The following is a 15,296-nucleotide window of genomic DNA, read 5'->3' on the forward strand; positions in this document are numbered from 1 at the left end:
CGGAATCCATTGCGCCGTTCGCTCCGCGGTTCGATAGATTCCGGGTTCTCGCTTCGCGAGCCCCGGAATGACGGTGGGTGTGGAAGGAGCGGTTATCCCGGCCGATACGCTCCCGTCACGGGGTCGCGCTTCAGTGTCTGGATATTCCCCATCTGGGCGGCTTCAGTGACGCGCGACAGGCGCATCTCCTCCAGCTCTTCGTTGATCCTGAGTGCGGTCTTGTAGGCCCAGCGGACCACGGCAAGCCCACCCAGGACGCCCGCGAATGCGACGAACGGCGGCATCGGTCGATCCTTGTGTCGTGCTCAGCCCCCACACGCATTCTCGCGCAGTCCGGGCTGCGCCGCAATTGGCTCAGCACGGACCAAATGGCGCGGGGGAGCCGGACCTAGAACCCGAATTTCGCCCAAATCGCCCGCGTCTCGACCGCCGAGATCAGCTCGTCCGGCAGCCCGGCCATTGATTCCATGGCCGAAAGCTGGCCCGCGCCGGGCGATTTCCGCCCCAACAGGCCGGACAGAAGTCCGGTCGGCTGCGCGATCACGGGGGTGAGAACCTTCTCGCCATAGCGGGCACGAAGAGTTGAGCGGATATCGCCAATGCCGTCAGCGAGCCCGAGCGCGATCGACGTCTCGCCGGCCCAGTACTCACCGGTGAACAGGGTGTCGTCCGCGCCCTTGAGTCTGGTACCACGGCTCTCCTTCACCAGTGCGATGAAGATCTGGTGGATCTCGCGCTGGAGTGCCTTCAGCTTGGCGACGTCATCAGGGTTTTCGGGGAGAAATGGATCGAGCATCGCCTTGTGGGCGCCGGCCGTATAGAGACGCCGCTCGATGCCGAGCCGCTTGATCGCCTCCTGAAAACCAAAGCTGCCGCCGACCACGCCGATCGATCCCAGGATCGAGGACGGATCACAGAAGATCTCGTCGCCGGCGCAGGCGATCATGTAGCCGCCGGACGCCGCGACGTCCTCGACGAACACCAGCACCGGCAGTTTCTTCTCCGCCGCGAGCTGCTTGATGCGCAGATAGATCTGGCGTGACTGCACCGGCGAGCCGCCGGGCGAATTGATCACCAGCGCGACCGCCTTGGCGTTCCGGTATGAAAACGCCCGCTCCAGCACCCGGGCGACGCCCGCCAGTGTCATGCCCGGACGCAGCGGCGTCACCGCGCCGATGACACCTGACAGCCGCACCACCGGCACGACCGCAGCACCGGGGCGGAAGCGCGCCGGCAGATATTGCAAGAGCTTGTCGGCCAGGCCGGAATTCTCGGGATCGTTCAATTGTTCGGCCATGCCGTCACCTCTGGTTAACCTTTATTTATCACGTGACTGTCATTGCTAGTGCCTGGAACGTGTTTTGCAGAATCCCGGTTGGGAAGCTGCAATGAGGCAGCGGAGGAAACGACATGAAGATTTATCTGCTGTTGATGCTGATGGGCGCGCTCTTTACGGCGATTCGCTTTACGTCCCAGCCGGAACAGCAGTCGGAATCGCTTCCCCAGTAAGCCGTCACGGCTCCACCAGCGGCAGGACCGCTCTCCCTTCAAGAATATTCCGCACCTCTTTTTTAGGCACCCGTGACTCATCATTGAGCATGAGGCCCGGCAGCAATCGCGTCGGCGCTCGGCCGCCCTTGACTGCGCGCACCAGGACGCGGATCGCAGGACGTCCCGCTTCGCCATGAACCGGCAGGATCGACAGGCTGCCGAAACCGCGTGACAGCGCTGCCAAGGCATCTGCGATTCCGTCAGCGCGCCAGATCAGGGTGAGCACACCGTTCGATCGAAGCATACGCCGCGCCGCATGCACCCAGGCATGCAGCGTCTCGTCGGTCGCGACATGCGCCGTGTGACGCGCCTGGTCCGGCGAGCCGCGGTGCCGCGCGGGATCGTTGAAGGGCGGGTTCATCAACACGCAATCGGCGCTGTCAGGCGTGAGCCCATGTGCTGCAAATGCCTGCGCGTCCGCAGTGACGTCGAGCACGACCACCTCAGCGGCAATCGCATTCGCGGCCGCATTGGCGCGCGCGAGCGCGGCGAGTTCCGGATCGATCTCGACGAGGCAAAGATTGATGCCGCCAATGCGCCGGGCCAGCGCGAGGCCAGCCGTACCGATGCCGGCACCGAGATCGACCACACGGTCGCCTTCACGGGCCTCCGTCGCAGCCGCAAGCAGAATGGCGTCATGCCCTGCCCGGTGGCCGGTCCGCTTCTGCTTGAGCAGCAGCTGGCCGCCGAGAAAGGCATCCTCGGTAAGATCTGTGACGACGTCAATCATCGCCGCGCAGTTCGTGGCTGAGGCCGGCGTCGGTCAGCAATTGCCGGGCTTCGCTGGCATCGTCCTCATGGACCAGGATCCGCCTGGGCAGGACGCCAAGCGAGCCCTCTATGATGCTCATGTTCTGGTCCAGCACCAGATGATGGATGTTGGCGCCGTCGAGCAGCGCGCCGATCGCCGACACCAGCACGATATCGTTGGTCCGAACCAGTTCACGCAAGACGAGCCTCCTGGGCTGAAAGGGGTCAAAGCGGCAAATGTCAATGGTTCCACAGCCCTTGCCGCATCCCCGTCCAGTTTCTATTGTCCTTCCATCAGAATAGCCCTTCCGGGGCAAATATTGGAGACCGGCGTGGCCGTCATCGTACCTTTCGAAACCCCCGGCGCGTCGATCGAAGAGCTGGTTGCCCTTGTTGCCCCTGACATGGAGCGCGTCAACGCCACCATCCTGTCGCGGACCGGATCTGACGTGACCATGATCCCGGAAGTCGCCAACCACCTGATCTCCTCCGGCGGCAAGCGGCTGCGGCCGATGCTGACGCTGGCCATGGCCAACCTCGCCGGCTACACCGGCGACGGCCACATCAAGCTCGCTGCCTCCGTCGAGTTCATGCACACCGCCACACTGCTCCACGACGACGTGGTCGACGAGAGCGAGATGCGCCGCGGCAAGCTGTCGGCGCGCATGCTCTGGGGCAATGAGGCAAGCGTCCTGGTCGGCGACTTTCTGCTCGGCCAGGCCTTCCGGATGATGGTCGAGGTCGGTTCGCTGCGCGCCCTCGACATCCTGTCTGCTGCCGCGGCCACCATCGCCGAGGGCGAGGTGATGCAGCTTGCGGCCGCCAAGAACACCGCGACCACCGAGGACGAATATCTCGCCGTGATCCGCGGCAAGACCGCCGAGCTGTTCGCCGCGGCCTGCGAGGTCGGCCCCGTGATCGCCAACCGCCCGAAGGCGGAGCAGACCGCCTGCCGCTCGGTCGGCATGAATCTCGGCATCGCCTTCCAGCTCGTCGACGACGTGCTCGACTATGGCGGCAAGAGCGCCAAGCTCGGCAAGAACACCGGCGACGATTTCCGCGAGGGCAAGATCACGCTGCCGGTGGTGCTCGCCTTCCGCCGCGGCAACGACACCGAGCGCGCTTTCTGGATCAAGGCGCTTGAGCGCGGCGAGATCGGTGATTCCGACCTCGATCACGCCATCGGCCTGATGAACAAGCACCGCGCGCTCGAGGACACGCTGAGCCGCGCCCAGCACTACGGCGCCATGGCGGTGGACGCACTCGCGCTGTTCCCGTCGTCGCCGATGAAGAGCGCGCTGGAGCAGGTGGTGGCGTTCTGTTTGGCACGGTCGCATTAGGCGCGACGCGCGTTCCGCCTCCGCTATCAATTCCGTCACCCTGAGGTGCTGTCCATGGGACGCAACGCGTCCCATGGAGAGCCTCGAAGGATGCACGGCCGAGATGCATCCTGGCCGTTCGCCCTTCGAGGCTCGCTGCGCTCGCGCCTCAGGGTGACGGGATAGATTTGTTGGAATCGCTCTCTTCACATCATTGCGAGCGCAGCGAAGCCATCCAGAATCCCTCCAGGGAAAGAGCCTGGATTGCTTCGCTGCGCTCGCAATGACCGAGTAGGGCGCGGCCGTCGCTCAACTTTCGTGTCCCGGACGCGCAGCAACGCCCTTCGCGTTGCCGCGTCCGGGCACGCAATTGACTAGCAAACGCCCACCACATAACTGGCAGTCTTATCTCACCAACGCAGCCGTTTCGGCAAGTGCACTTAGTAACTTGCATTTCGCAAGTCACTCCCCTACCTTCCCCGCCATGCAGCCCAAATCCCCTTCCCTCCAGGAATGCCCGATCGGCCGCGCCGTGGAGACGGTCGGCGAATGGTGGAGCATCCTGATCCTGCGCGATGCCTTGCAGGGCTCGACGCGGTTTGACGAGTTCGAGCGCAATCTCTCCATTGCGCCGAACATCCTGTCGCGACGCCTTGCCCATCTCACCAAGACCGGCATGTTCGTCCGTCGTCGCTACCAGGAGCGGCCGCCACGTTACGAATATGTGCTGACCGACAAGGCACGGGATTTCTTTCCCGTGATCGCGACGCTGCTCGCCTGGGGCAACAAGCATCTCGCGCCGAAAGGCGAATCCATCCTGCTGGCGACCCGCGACGATCGTCGGCCGCTCGATCCGGTCGTGGTCGATGCGACCGATCGGCAGCCGATCACGCTCGCCAATGCCGTGGTGATCGCAGGTCCTGCCGCGAGCCGCCTGATGCGGCGGCGGCTTACCTCGCTCAAAGCCATGAATCCGGACCTCGCGCCGGCTGGAGACTGACATGCCTCGTATCGTCGTGACGGGAATGGGGGCGGTGTCGCCGCTCGGCTGTGGTGTCGAGATATCCTGGCGCCGGCTGCTCGCGGGGCAAAGCGGGCTGCGCACGCTGCCGCAATGGTCGCAGGCATTGCCCGCGCGCATTGCCGGGCTCGTGCCCGACAAGGCCGATGACGCCGAAGGCGGCTTCCATCCGGCGAAGGCCGCTGCGCCAAAGGACCAGCGCAAGATGGATCGCTTCATCCTGTTCGCGCTACTCGCCGCCGCGGAAGCGGTCGCGCAGGCCAAATGGGCACCGCAGGATGTGGCGTCGCTGCAGCGGACCGCAACGATCATCGGCTCTGGAGTCGGCGGTTTTCCCGCGATGGCGGAAGCGGTGCGCATCACCGAACAACGCGGCCCACGCCGGCTGTCGCCGTTCACGATCCCCTCCTTCCTTGCCAACCTTGCCGCCGGCCACGTTTCGATCAAATACGGCTACAAGGGCGCGCTGGGCACGCCCGTCACGGCGTGTGCCGCCGGCGTGCAGGCGATCGGCGACGCCGCGCGCATGATCCGCGCGGGCGATGCCGATGTCGCGATCTGCGGCGGCGCCGAAGCCTGCATCGATATCGTCAGCCTCGGCGGCTTTGCCGCTGCTCGCGCGCTGTCGAGCGCCTTCAACGACCAGCCCACACGAGCCTCGCGTCCGTTCGATCGTGACCGCGACGGTTTTGTCATGGGTGAAGGCGCCGGCATCCTGGTGATCGAGGAGCTGGAACATGCGCTGGCGCGCGGCGCGACGCCGATCGCCGAGCTTGTTGGATATGGCACCACCGCCGATGCCTATCACATGACGTCGGGTCCGCCGGATGGCGACGGCGCCCGCCGCGCCATGGAGATCGCGCTCCGGCAGGCGAACCTTGCGCCCGGCGATCTGCAGCATCTCAACGCGCATGCGACCTCGACGCCCGCCGGCGACGACAGCGAACTCGGTGCCATCGGCGCGCTGTTCGGCCGCAACAAATCCATCGCGGTCAGCGCGACCAAATCGGCCACCGGCCATCTGCTCGGCGCCGCCGGCGGACTGGAGGCGATCTTCACCGTGCTTGCCCTGCGCGACCAGATCGCACCGCCGACGCTCAATTTCGAAAACCCGGATGCCGGCGCGAAAGGAATCGATATCGTTGCCGGTGCTGCACGTCCGCTACCGATGCAGCACGCGATCACGAACGGCTTTGGCTTTGGTGGAGTCAACGCCAGCGCGATCTTCCGCCACATGGGCTAGCGGGCGCGGGAACTCGGCGCATCGGCCGATGCCTGGCGACGGAACGATTCCGAAGCGAACGTGAGCGATCGCTTGTCGAATGCCCGGCAGCAGGCTAGGTCAGGACATCTGCCGTCAGTCCAGGGGATCGCGACCCGATGCTCGACCCGCAAAGCCGTTTCTACGAATCTCACGGCCTGCGGCTGCATTGTGCCGATTGGGGCAACGCGGGCGCGCCGCCGCTTATTCTGGTTCACGGCGGCCGCGATCATTGCCGGAGCTGGGACGCCATCGCCCGCTCGCTGCATCCGCACTTCCATGTGATCGCGCCGGATTTACGCGGCCACGGCGATTCCGACTGGACCAGAGGCGGCAGCTACGCGCTGACCGAATATGTCTACGATCTCGTCCAGCTCGCCCGCAGCATCGCGGCGCCTCGCGTGACACTGATCGGCCATTCGATGGGCGGCATGGTGAGCCTGATCTTCTCGGGATCGTTCCCCGAACTGGTCGACAAGCTCGTCGTGCTCGACGGCGTGACGATGCTGCCGGATTCGCCGAAAGCTCCGACGCATGAGCGCATTGGCAAATGGGTCAGCCAGCTCGACAGGCTGCACGACCGCACCCCGCGCCGCTATGCGACGCTCGAGGACGCGGCCGCGCAGATGGTGCTTCACAACAAGCGCCTCTCCCGCGACCTTGCACTGCATCTCGCAACGCATGGCGCGCGACAGAACGAGGACGGCACCTATAGCTGGAAATTCGATCCCTATCAGCGGGCCAGCGCACCGCACCGGCTCTGGCCGGACGATCACATCGCGCTGTGGTCGCGCATCGCCTGTCCGACGTTGTTGCTGAACGCCGGCGAAAGCTTCCTGGCAGGCGCGCGGTCGGCGGGCCTGGAGCGCTACTTCCAGCAGGCGCGCGTCGAAACCATCGCGGGGGCCGGGCACTGGCTGCAGCACGACAAGCCGGAAGAGGTGCTGGGTGAGATTCGGAAATTTCTTGGGCTTAGCGAGCTACCGTAGGGTGGGCAAAGCGTAGCGTGCCCACCACCTGTCGCGATTGGCGAGAGATCGTGGGCACGGCGCTTGCGCGCCTTTGCCCACCCTACGAGACCTTCCCTCAGAAAATACTAGCTCAACGTGCCCGCATGCCCCCACCAGCCGGGGTGATCGCTGCGGATCTTCTCTGCGGCGGCATGCGCGTCGGCTGCCGCGCCATAGATCGCAAAGCACGTCGCGCCCGAGCCGGACATGCGAGCCAGCTTGACGCCAGCGGACGCGCGCAAAGCGTCTAGCACGTCGCCGATGACAGGTTCGATGCGGAGCGCAGGGGCCTCGAGATCGTTGGGGACTGTCTCGAGAACCTCAACCCAGTCCGAGATTGATCCGCCCTCGTCCGGCCAGGCCGGAGCTCCGAGGACCGAGGTGGCGCCGACCAGCAATTCGCCGTTGCGCAGTCCCAATTCCTTGAACACGTCCTTGGTCGCAACCGGCACGCGTGGATTGACCATGACGCAGGGCATGCTGGGCAACGCCAGCGGCAGCAGCTGCTCGCCGACGCCGGTCATGTCGCAGGCGCGCGAGAGCAGGCACACCGGCACATCGGCGCCGGTCGCCAGCGCGACCGCCTGCAGGCGGGGATCGTCGAGCGACAGATCGTTGAGACGCGCGAGCAGGCGCAGCGCCGCCGCGGCATCCGCCGAGCCGCCGCCGATACCGGCTGCAACCGGCAAGACCTTGTCGAGCGCGAAGGCGCCGAGCTTCAAATTCGGCACGGCATCGGCCAGAAGCTTGGCGGCCTTGAACACGAGATTGTCCGAGGTCTCGCCGCAGGCCGCTGCGAGCGGCCCTGTGGTGGCGAGCGTGAGCTCGTCGCCCGGCTCCAGAGTCAGCCGGTCGGCACAATCCGCAAACGCAACCACGCTTTCGAGATCATGATAGCCGTCAGCGCGACGGCCGACCACGCGAAGGCTCAAGTTGACCTTCGCGCGCCCTTCTTCAATCAACGCCGGCATCGGCGATACGCCCCCAATCACATCATTCGTTGTGCGCATGATCTCTGCGCAAACGCGTTCCGCGTTTGTCGCGGGAAAACCGCAAGTACACTTTTCCGGATCATGCGCAGCTTAGCCGCCCTTGCCGTCGTCTTTCTTCTTGTCCGCTTGCGCGGCTGAAGAGTTCGAATTGTCCTCGGTCATGCCGTTGGCGATCTTGGCTTCGATCCTCGGCAGATCGTCCGGCTCGGGCTTGAGATCGCGGGCATGCGCCCACTGGAATTTGGCTTCCAGCGTGCGGCCGACGCGCCAATAGGCGTCGCCGAGATGGTCGTTGATGGTGGGATCCTCGGGCTTGAGGTCGATCGCGCGCTCGAGGTTCTTCACCGCCTCCTCGTAGTTGCCGATGCGGTAATAGGCCCAGCCAAGGGAGTCGACGATGTAGCCGTCGTCGGGACGCTGCTCGACGGCACGCTTGATCATCTTCATGCCTTCGTCGAGGTTCACGCCCTGGTCGATCCAGGAATAGCCGAGATAGTTGAGGACATGCGGCTGGTCAGGCTGCAGCTCGAGCGCCTTCTTCATGTCGGCTTCGGCCTTGCCCCACTGCTTGGAGCGCTCCTCGCAGATGCCGCGATAATAGTACCAGACGCTGTTGGCCTTGTCGTTGCCTGCCGGCAGCACGTCGATGCCTTGCGAATAGGTCGCGCCGCAGTCGCCGAACTTCTTGCGGCCACGCTGGAGATTGCCGAGCGCCATGATGGCCTCGAGATCCTTGGGGTCCTCGGCGGTCACGCCCTTGAGGATCTTGATCGCCTCGTCGCTGCGGTCGGCGGAATCCAGGTCAATGGCGAGCTGGATCTGCGCGTTGCGCCTGAGCGGCGAGGACGACGGCACCCGCTCATAGATCTTGATCGCCATCTGCGGCCGCTTCACCGATTCATAGAGATCGGCGAGCGAGAGCAGGGCCAGCGGATGGCTGGGCTGCAGATAGAGCGCGAGCTGGAGATAGACCAGGGCCAGATCCTCGCCGCCGCGGCGGGTCAGGGTGGCGCCGATACCGTAGAGCGCCTCGGCTGCGCCGGCCTGTGCGGAATCGACCAGCGACGGCAGCTTCTTGCCGGCCCTGGTCTCGCGCAGACCTTCCACGATCAGCGGATGACGGGCGAGCTTCTTGTCGAAGGCCTCATAGATCGCGGTCGCCGAGGCCGCGTCCTTGTTGCGCGACAGCCAGCGCGCATAGGCTTCCGTCACGCGCAGCATGGAATCGTCGAGCTTGTAGGCGCGCTCGAAGCGGACGCCCGCCTCCTTTTCCTTGCCGGCGTTCTCGAGGATCATGCCGGTGTGCAGGTCCTTGAACAGCGGATACCATTCCGGGCCCGCCAGCTTGTCGATGGTGGCGACCGCCGCCTTGGCATCGCCGGCACCATAGGCGGCCCAGCCCGAGAGCAGCGTCGCGACGAGATCGGTGATCGGTCCGCGAATCGACTGGTTGATGTTGCTCTGCGCGCTCGGATATTTCTTCAACTTCAGGTCATGCACGCCGACCACGAGGCGCGCGACGCGATTGGTCTTGTCGATGGTGAGGATGCGTTCGGCGAGCTTGACCGCTTCGTCGATGTCGCCGTCGTCGACCGAGGAGATGAAGGCGCGGTCGAGCAGTTCGTTGTTCTTTGGGTCGGTCCGCAGCGCAGAGCGATAGAAGGCGGCGGCCGAGGTCGCATCGCGCTCGACGCTGGCGTGGCGGGCGGCGAGATAGCTGCCGGCGGTGGTGAGCGACTTCAGATCGTTTCGGGTCGGAAACTGCGCCGCCGTGTCGGCCGGATGATCCGGCGTCTGCGCCAGCACCGCGCCGGGGACCGCCACGATCGCGGAGCCGGCAAGAACGATGGCAGCAGCAGTCCAGCGGTTGAAACGATTTGAAAACATCAGGGCTCGCCTTGAGTTGGTAGTGCCTGGGTTTAAAGCAAAGGCCGTCTCGCGCGCGAACGCGGCCGGCGACATGTGACCCGGAACCGTCGGGTCGGGACAATGCCGCTTTTGGCGCCTCACCGCAAGGATTCGGACCGGGCGATCCCCGCCGCACGCCCCAAATCGGCCAAGTGACGGTTCAATCGACCGTCAAGAGAGCCCCAAGACGACGGTACTATGGCCTTATCGTGGCCGCGGCGGGGAGCCGCAGCCGGGGTCCTCACGGCGACCTGCGCCGGATCACGCTTTGTGATCCGACGTCCCTCTTACATCGCCTCGTAGTTCGGGCCGCCGCCGCCCTCCGGGGGAACCCAGGTGATGTTGCCGTTGGGATCCTTCACGTCGCAGGTTTTGCAGTGGACGCAGTTCTGGGCATTGATCTGGAAGCGCGGGCCCGAACCCTCCTCGACCCACTCGTAGACGCCGGCCGGACAATAGCGATTCGAGGGACCGGCGAAGACGTCGTGCTCGGAGGTTTTCTGCAGGTTCATGTCGGCCACCTTCAGATGGACCGGCTGGTCCTCTTCATGGTTGGTGTTGGACAGGAACACCGAGGACAGCTTGTCGAACGAGATCTTGCCGTCCGGCTTTGGATAGTTCTTCGGCGCGTGCTGCCTGGCCGGATCGAGGGTCGCGCGATCGGGCTTGGCATGGGATTGCGTGCCGAACAGCGAGGTGCCGAACAGCGTGTTGCACCACATGTCGAAGCCGCCCAGCGCGACACCGAGCACGGTGCCGAACTTCGACCACAACGGCTTGACGTTGCGGACCAGGAACAGGTCCTTGCCGACCGACGAGGACCGCCAGGCGTTCTCGTAGTCGACGACCTCGTCATTGGCACGATCCGCCGCGAGCGCCGCCGCGACATGTTCGGCCGCCAGCATGCCGGTGCCCATCGCATTGTGCACACCCTTGATGCGCGGCACGTTGACGAAGCCGGCCGCGCAGCCGACCAGCGCGCCGCCGGGAAAGGTCAGCCTCGGCACCGACTGATAGCCGCCCTCGGTGATGGCACGCGCGCCATAGGCAAGACGCTTGGCGCCCTCGAACGTGCCGCGGATCGAGGGATGAGTCTTGAAGCGCTGGAATTCGTCGAACGGCGACAGATAGGGATCTTCGTAGTTCAGATGCACGACGAAGCCGACCGCGACGAGATTGTCGTCGTAATGATAGAGGAAGGAGCCGCCGCCGGTCTTCAGTCGAGCGGCCAGCCGAACGAATGCTGGATCAGGCCCTTCTGATGCTTGGCGGGATCGATCTGCCAGACTTCCTTCAGGCCGATACCGAATTTCGGCGGCTCACTCTTGGCATCAAGCGCGAACTTGTTGATGAGCTGCTTGGTCAGGCTGCCGCGCGCGCCTTCGGCGAACAGCGTGTACTTGCCGAGCAGTTCCATGCCGCGGGTGAAGGAGTCCTTTGGCTTGCCGTCGCGGCCGATGCCCATGTCGCCCGTGGCGATGCCCTTCACCGCGCCCTTGTCGTCGTAGAGCACTTCGGCGGCGGCAAAGCCCGGATAGATCTCGACGCCGAGCGCCTCCGCCTTGCGCGCCAGCCAGCGGCAGACGTTGCCAAGCGAGCCGATATAGCAGTGATGATTGTCCATCCGCGGCGGCATCATGAAGTTCGGCAGCTTGATCGCGCCGCCGGTCGTCATCCAGTAGAAGCGATCGTCCTTCACCTGCGTCTTCAGCGGACAATCCGAATCCTCGCGCCAGTCGGGGATCAGCTTGTCGAGCCCGGCCGGGTCGATCACGGCGCCGGAGAGAATATGCGCGCCGACCTCGGAGCCCTTCTCCACGATGACGATGTTGAGATCGGCGTTGAGCTGCTTCAGCCGGATCGCTGCAGCCAGGCCTGAGGGGCCGGCGCCGACGATGACGACGTCGAATTCCATGGATTCGCGCGGGGGAAGTTCTTCGATGCTCATCTGATCTCAGCCCTTGAGACGGTTCCTTGTCATTTGCGCCCCCTTGTTTCCGATTTTTCCGGGTAGGACAACCACGGAAATGCGTTCCGCTGGGATGCAAGGCGCCTTAAGATGAACTAATAGTCTGACTTTCCCAATGATCCCCGAGCCCGCACCCACCGTCCGTGAACTGCTCGCCTTCTATCTGGAGGCCGGTGTCGATTGCGCGCTCGCAGAGGAACCGGTCGACCGCCTGGCGGAATTAGACGCCCCGCCGCCAGCCCCGCGCGCGGCACCGATCGAAGCGCCGCGGCCCATCGCCGCGCCTGCGGTGATGCGCGGCGAGGCCGCACCGGCGCCCGACGTTGCGATCGCCTCGGCCCGCGAGGCCGCACGCACGGCGCCAACGCTCGAGGCCCTGCGCGAGCTGATGCAAAACTTCGAAGGCTGCGCGCTAAAGCACACCGCGACGCGGCTGGTATTCGCCGACGGCAATCCGCAGGCGCGCATCATGTTCGTCGGCGAAGCGCCGGGCCGCGACGAGGACATCGAGGGACTGCCGTTCGTGGGGCGCAGCGGCAAGCTGCTCGATCTGATGATCGGCGCAATAGGACTGAACCGCAGCACGGCCTACATCACCAATGTCATCCCCTGGCGGCCGCCGGGCAACCGCACGCCGACACCGCAGGAGACGCAAGTGTGCCTGCCCTTCATCCAGCGCCATATCGAGCTGGTGAACCCGGATGTGCTGGTGACGCTCGGCAATCCCTCGACGCAGACACTGCTCTCGACCCGTGAGGGGATCATGCGCACGCGCGGGCGCTGGTTCGATTACGACACCGGCCAACGCACCATCCGCGCGCTGCCGACCTTCCACCCGGCCTATCTGTTGCGCTCGCCGTCGTACAAGCGGCTGGCCTGGCAGGATCTGCGGGCGATTGCGAAGGCGTTGGCTGGCGCGTGAGCTCCCGTAGCTCTCGTAGGGTGGGCAAAGCGAAGCGTGCCCACCACCTAAATCGTGACGACGGATCGGCCTGACGTGGGCACGGCGCTTTGCGCCTTTGCCCACCCTACGATTTCTGCGGTTGTCGCTAAGCCCCCTTCGGCCGTACGATCGCCCAGCCGATGCGCAGCAATCCCTGACGGCCATTGACCAGCCATTCAAAGGCACGCGGCACTTCGGGCACGATGCCCGGGAAGCGTGCGAGGATTTCGGGCGGCGGGGTGCCGCCAGTATCGGATGCACGCCAGACCACGACGCCGCCGCTCTCGCTGAATTTCGCCTGTGACATCCACGGTGTGCGCGCAGGATCGGCATCGATGAAGAGATGCGGCCGGCCGGAATGCAGCGTGATCAGGCTCGCAAGCTGCGTCTCGCCGGCGACCGCGCGCAGGCGATGGTTGGTGCGGCGGGCAAAGCTCTCGTCGAAGAAATCCGAGATCGCGTGCGCCGGCATCGAGGTCGCGATCTCGCCGGTGCCGGTCCAGGGCAGAAACAGCACGGCCAGCACGACGCCGGCGGCAGGGGCGATGACGGCCGCCGCCCATACCGTGCGCAACATCCGCGCGCGGCGCATGGCGATGAGATCGCCCGCCATGACGACCATGGCGAGGCCCGACATGACCAGCACGACGCCGGCGCCGCCGACGACAGTCTCGAACCCGAACAGGCCGGAGATCAGGACCGCCCCCAGCGCCGGCGCGAGTGCAAAGAAATAGACGAAGTTGCGAGCGAGCGGCTCGACCGGCGGGCGGTAGATGATCGGCGCCTCCTCGCTCTTGCCGGCGAACAGGGGTGTGTTGAGGAAGCTCAGCACCGGCACCGCGATCGCGCCAAACACCAGCCCACCGAGCAGCCAGGCGGCGTGGATCGCACGGGCGCCGAGGTCGGCCGTTTGCGGCAAGGCCGGCAGCGCCAGCGTTTGGGCGCGCATCAGCCAGACCGCATAGGGCAGCGCCAGCACGGCGACGACGACGAGTGCGAACAGCGGATCGAGCGCGCGCAAGGTCCGGCGGCCGCCGGCGGTCGAGAGCGCGAAGATGACGAGCAGCGCGAGCAGGAAGATCGCAGCCGGCGTGGTCAGCAGCAGAAGGCCCGCCTCGATCGACCAGGCGAACCAGGCATTGCCGCGACGCTGGCCGATGATCTGCCAGGAATGCAGCAGCAGCAGCGCCCAGAGCGGCCGGGCGAGGACCAAGGGGCCGAAGTCGAGCGCGGACGAGGAGAAGGCCAGCACCGTCATGGTCAGCAGCACGGCGAGCACCGCCTGCTGGCTGCCAACCACGGCCCGCGACAGATGATACAGCGCGATGAAGGTCGCGATCTCGCAGAGCTCGGCAAGGACGTAGACGCCGAAGACATGGCCGCCTGCGGCGCGATAGGCGATATCGGCGAGCCAGAGCGACAGCGGCGGGCCGAGATCAGTGCCAACCTGATATTCGCGGCCAAAGGCCAGCAGGGTCGCGAGATTGCCGGGCGGGCTGCGGTAGAACAGCAGCGCCACCAGCAGCCACATCGTGGCCTGCAGCAGCACGGCAATCCAGACGATCAACCGCGGCCGGGCGCGAATGAGCTCGATGACCAGGGAGGTAAACCGCATGCAACGCCCGCAAGATGCAGCCAACCCGTCCAGCCGGCCCTATTCGCTCACAGCTGTTTTGATAAAGCGCGCCACGCGTCGTGGCAACTTCGGTCTGCGCTAGAGGCCCGCTGAAGCCTCGATTTCAACTGCAGTCTCGACCTCGGTGACGGAGAACAGATCCTGCACCGGCTCGACGGTCCAGGGCATGTGCTTGGCGCGGGCGGCGACGACGGGGGCGAAGAAGCTGCGGTGGTGGATGGTGGGGCCGAGACGGTCGAGCGCGTCGAGATGCTCGGGCACGGCATAGCCCTTGTGCTGCTCGAAGCCGTAGCCGGGGCAATCCTGCGCCAGCGCGCACATCAGCCGGTCACGGGTCACCTTGGCGACGATGGAGGCCGCCGCAATCGAGAGCACGATGCCGTCACCGCCGATCACCGCTTCGCAGTCGCAAGCCGTGTCGAGGCGATCACGGCCGTCGACGAAGACGAGCTTCGGAGGCTCGGGCAACGCGACCACCGCGCGCTTCAGCGCCCACAGCGAGGCGCGCAGAATGTTGTCGCGGTCGATCCGCGCGGGCGAAGCGACGGCGACGGAGACCTGCGCGGTGGCGCAGATCCTGTCGAACAACTTTTCGCGCTCTTCCGCCGTCAGGCGCTTGGAATCGTCGATGCCGCGCGGGATGCGATCAGGATCCAAAATCACCGCAGCCGCCACCACGGGGCCGGCGAGCGGCCCGCGGCCGGCCTCGTCGCAGCCCGCGACCGGCCAGATGCCCCGCTTGATCAGCGCGCGCTCGCGGCGGAAGCTTGCCTTGACCGGCGCAGCCTTCTTCTCAGGAGCCTTTTCTGGCGCATCCTTGACTGGCTTCTTGGCGGACTTGTCCCGAATCATGGCCGGGATCGTGCGTAAGCCGGCTCGCGGGCGCAACCGGGAACTCCGCGCAATTCCCGTTATTCAGCGCCCGCCCCTCGCGCC

General features: G+C 65.5%; 13 protein-coding genes and 1 pseudogene. 5 read left to right on the forward strand and 9 right to left on the reverse strand.

Annotation, left to right across the window (positions count from 1 at the left end; all coding sequences use genetic code 11):
* Positions 1-92 precede the first annotated feature (92 nt).
* The 4 genes from ACNJX9_RS29890 to ACNJX9_RS29905 form a co-directional block, all read right to left on the reverse strand.
* The gene (locus ACNJX9_RS29890; RefSeq protein ID WP_057757179.1) at positions 93-284 is read right to left on the reverse strand and encodes a hypothetical protein; all 192 of its coding nucleotides are present in this window, start codon (positions 282-284) and stop codon (positions 93-95) included.
* A 104-nt stretch (positions 285-388) separates the two neighbouring features.
* A complete protein-coding gene (locus ACNJX9_RS29895; RefSeq protein WP_057757177.1) occupies positions 389-1,297 on the reverse strand; it encodes a S49 family peptidase in 909 nt (302 codons plus the stop codon).
* A gap of 216 nt (positions 1,298-1,513) precedes the next feature.
* Positions 1,514-2,281, reverse strand: coding sequence for a tRNA1(Val) (adenine(37)-N6)-methyltransferase (locus tag ACNJX9_RS29900; protein WP_439405538.1), 768 nt, complete (start codon positions 2,279-2,281; stop codon positions 1,514-1,516).
* On the reverse strand, positions 2,274-2,501 hold the full coding sequence (locus ACNJX9_RS29905) for a putative signal transducing protein (RefSeq protein WP_057757173.1): 228 nt from the start codon (positions 2,499-2,501) through the stop codon (positions 2,274-2,276). Before ACNJX9_RS29905 ends, ACNJX9_RS29900 begins: the two co-directional genes overlap by 8 nt.
* A gap of 132 nt (positions 2,502-2,633) precedes the next feature.
* On the opposite strand from ACNJX9_RS29905, the gene ACNJX9_RS29910 reads away from it, so the two are divergent.
* The 4 genes from ACNJX9_RS29910 to ACNJX9_RS29925 all read left to right on the forward strand — a co-directional run bounded on the left by ACNJX9_RS29910 (position 2,634) and on the right by ACNJX9_RS29925 (position 6,891).
* Positions 2,634-3,641 (forward strand): polyprenyl synthetase family protein, encoded by a 1,008-nt coding sequence (locus ACNJX9_RS29910; protein ID WP_057757269.1) that lies wholly within the window; start codon positions 2,634-2,636, stop codon positions 3,639-3,641.
* Between the two features lie 463 nt (positions 3,642-4,104).
* Positions 4,105-4,620 (forward strand): winged helix-turn-helix transcriptional regulator, encoded by a 516-nt coding sequence (locus tag ACNJX9_RS29915; protein WP_439405540.1) that lies wholly within the window; start codon positions 4,105-4,107, stop codon positions 4,618-4,620.
* Between the two features lies 1 nt (position 4,621).
* Positions 4,622-5,884, forward strand: a complete 1,263-nt coding sequence (gene fabF / locus ACNJX9_RS29920) for a beta-ketoacyl-ACP synthase II (protein ID WP_439405542.1) — start codon at positions 4,622-4,624, stop codon at positions 5,882-5,884.
* Positions 5,885-6,021: 137 nt separating this feature from the next.
* Positions 6,022-6,891 (forward strand): alpha/beta fold hydrolase, encoded by an 870-nt coding sequence (locus ACNJX9_RS29925; protein ID WP_439405543.1) that lies wholly within the window; start codon positions 6,022-6,024, stop codon positions 6,889-6,891.
* Between the two features lie 107 nt (positions 6,892-6,998).
* Here ACNJX9_RS29925 and ACNJX9_RS29930 read toward each other — a convergent pair whose 3' ends face one another.
* From ACNJX9_RS29930 to ACNJX9_RS29940, 3 genes and pseudogenes are all read right to left on the reverse strand, one after another.
* Positions 6,999-7,883 carry a 4-(cytidine 5'-diphospho)-2-C-methyl-D-erythritol kinase gene (locus tag ACNJX9_RS29930; protein ID WP_439405544.1) on the reverse strand — a complete coding sequence of 295 codons (885 nt, stop codon included), beginning with the start codon at positions 7,881-7,883 and terminating at the stop codon, positions 6,999-7,001.
* Positions 7,884-7,994: 111 nt separating this feature from the next.
* Positions 7,995-9,791, reverse strand: a complete 1,797-nt coding sequence (locus ACNJX9_RS29935; protein WP_057757165.1) for a tetratricopeptide repeat protein — start codon at positions 9,789-9,791, stop codon at positions 7,995-7,997.
* A gap of 308 nt (positions 9,792-10,099) precedes the next feature.
* Positions 10,100-11,760, reverse strand: a pseudogene (locus ACNJX9_RS29940) (electron transfer flavoprotein-ubiquinone oxidoreductase).
* Positions 11,761-11,896: 136 nt separating this feature from the next.
* On the opposite strand from ACNJX9_RS29940, the gene ACNJX9_RS29945 reads away from it, so the two are divergent.
* Positions 11,897-12,703: a uracil-DNA glycosylase gene (locus ACNJX9_RS29945; RefSeq protein WP_271599685.1), complete on the forward strand. Its 807-nt coding sequence runs from the start codon at positions 11,897-11,899 to the stop codon at positions 12,701-12,703.
* 127 nt (positions 12,704-12,830) lie between these two features.
* On the opposite strand, the gene ACNJX9_RS29950 is transcribed toward ACNJX9_RS29945, so the two are convergent.
* Positions 12,831-14,339, reverse strand: a complete 1,509-nt coding sequence (locus tag ACNJX9_RS29950) for a glycosyltransferase family 39 protein (protein WP_439405546.1) — start codon at positions 14,337-14,339, stop codon at positions 12,831-12,833.
* Positions 14,340-14,438: 99 nt separating this feature from the next.
* Complete coding sequence (locus tag ACNJX9_RS29955) at positions 14,439-15,212, reverse strand: ribonuclease HII (RefSeq protein WP_057757267.1); 774 nt, start codon at positions 15,210-15,212, stop codon at positions 14,439-14,441.
* Positions 15,213-15,296 lie beyond the last annotated feature (84 nt).

The sequence above is a fragment of the Bradyrhizobium sp. BLXBL-03 genome, from assembly GCF_051853015.1.
Taxonomy (GTDB): domain Bacteria; phylum Pseudomonadota; class Alphaproteobacteria; order Rhizobiales; family Xanthobacteraceae; genus Bradyrhizobium; species Bradyrhizobium manausense.

What these genes read in the sequence shown, in the direction of transcription:
- ACNJX9_RS29925 (WP_439405543.1), top strand. Translation starts at nt 6,022, where the DNA reads ATGCTCGACCCGCAAAGCCGTTTCTACGAATCTCACGGCCTGCGGCTG.
- fabF (WP_439405542.1), top strand. Translation starts at nt 4,622, where the DNA reads ATGCCTCGTATCGTCGTGACGGGAATGGGGGCGGTGTCGCCGCTCGGC.
- ACNJX9_RS29915 (WP_439405540.1), top strand. Translation starts at nt 4,105, where the DNA reads ATGCAGCCCAAATCCCCTTCCCTCCAGGAATGCCCGATCGGCCGCGCC.
- ACNJX9_RS29945 (WP_271599685.1), top strand. Translation starts at nt 11,897, where the DNA reads ATGATCCCCGAGCCCGCACCCACCGTCCGTGAACTGCTCGCCTTCTAT.
- ACNJX9_RS29935 (WP_057757165.1), bottom strand. Translation starts at nt 9,791, where the DNA reads ATGTTTTCAAATCGTTTCAACCGCTGGACTGCTGCTGCCATCGTTCTT.
- ACNJX9_RS29950 (WP_439405546.1), bottom strand. Translation starts at nt 14,339, where the DNA reads ATGCGGTTTACCTCCCTGGTCATCGAGCTCATTCGCGCCCGGCCGCGG.
- ACNJX9_RS29890 (WP_057757179.1), bottom strand. Translation starts at nt 284, where the DNA reads ATGCCGCCGTTCGTCGCATTCGCGGGCGTCCTGGGTGGGCTTGCCGTG.
- ACNJX9_RS29955 (WP_057757267.1), bottom strand. Translation starts at nt 15,212, where the DNA reads ATGATTCGGGACAAGTCCGCCAAGAAGCCAGTCAAGGATGCGCCAGAA.
- ACNJX9_RS29895 (WP_057757177.1), bottom strand. Translation starts at nt 1,297, where the DNA reads ATGGCCGAACAATTGAACGATCCCGAGAATTCCGGCCTGGCCGACAAG.
- ACNJX9_RS29900 (WP_439405538.1), bottom strand. Translation starts at nt 2,281, where the DNA reads ATGATTGACGTCGTCACAGATCTTACCGAGGATGCCTTTCTCGGCGGC.
- ACNJX9_RS29930 (WP_439405544.1), bottom strand. Translation starts at nt 7,883, where the DNA reads ATGCCGGCGTTGATTGAAGAAGGGCGCGCGAAGGTCAACTTGAGCCTT.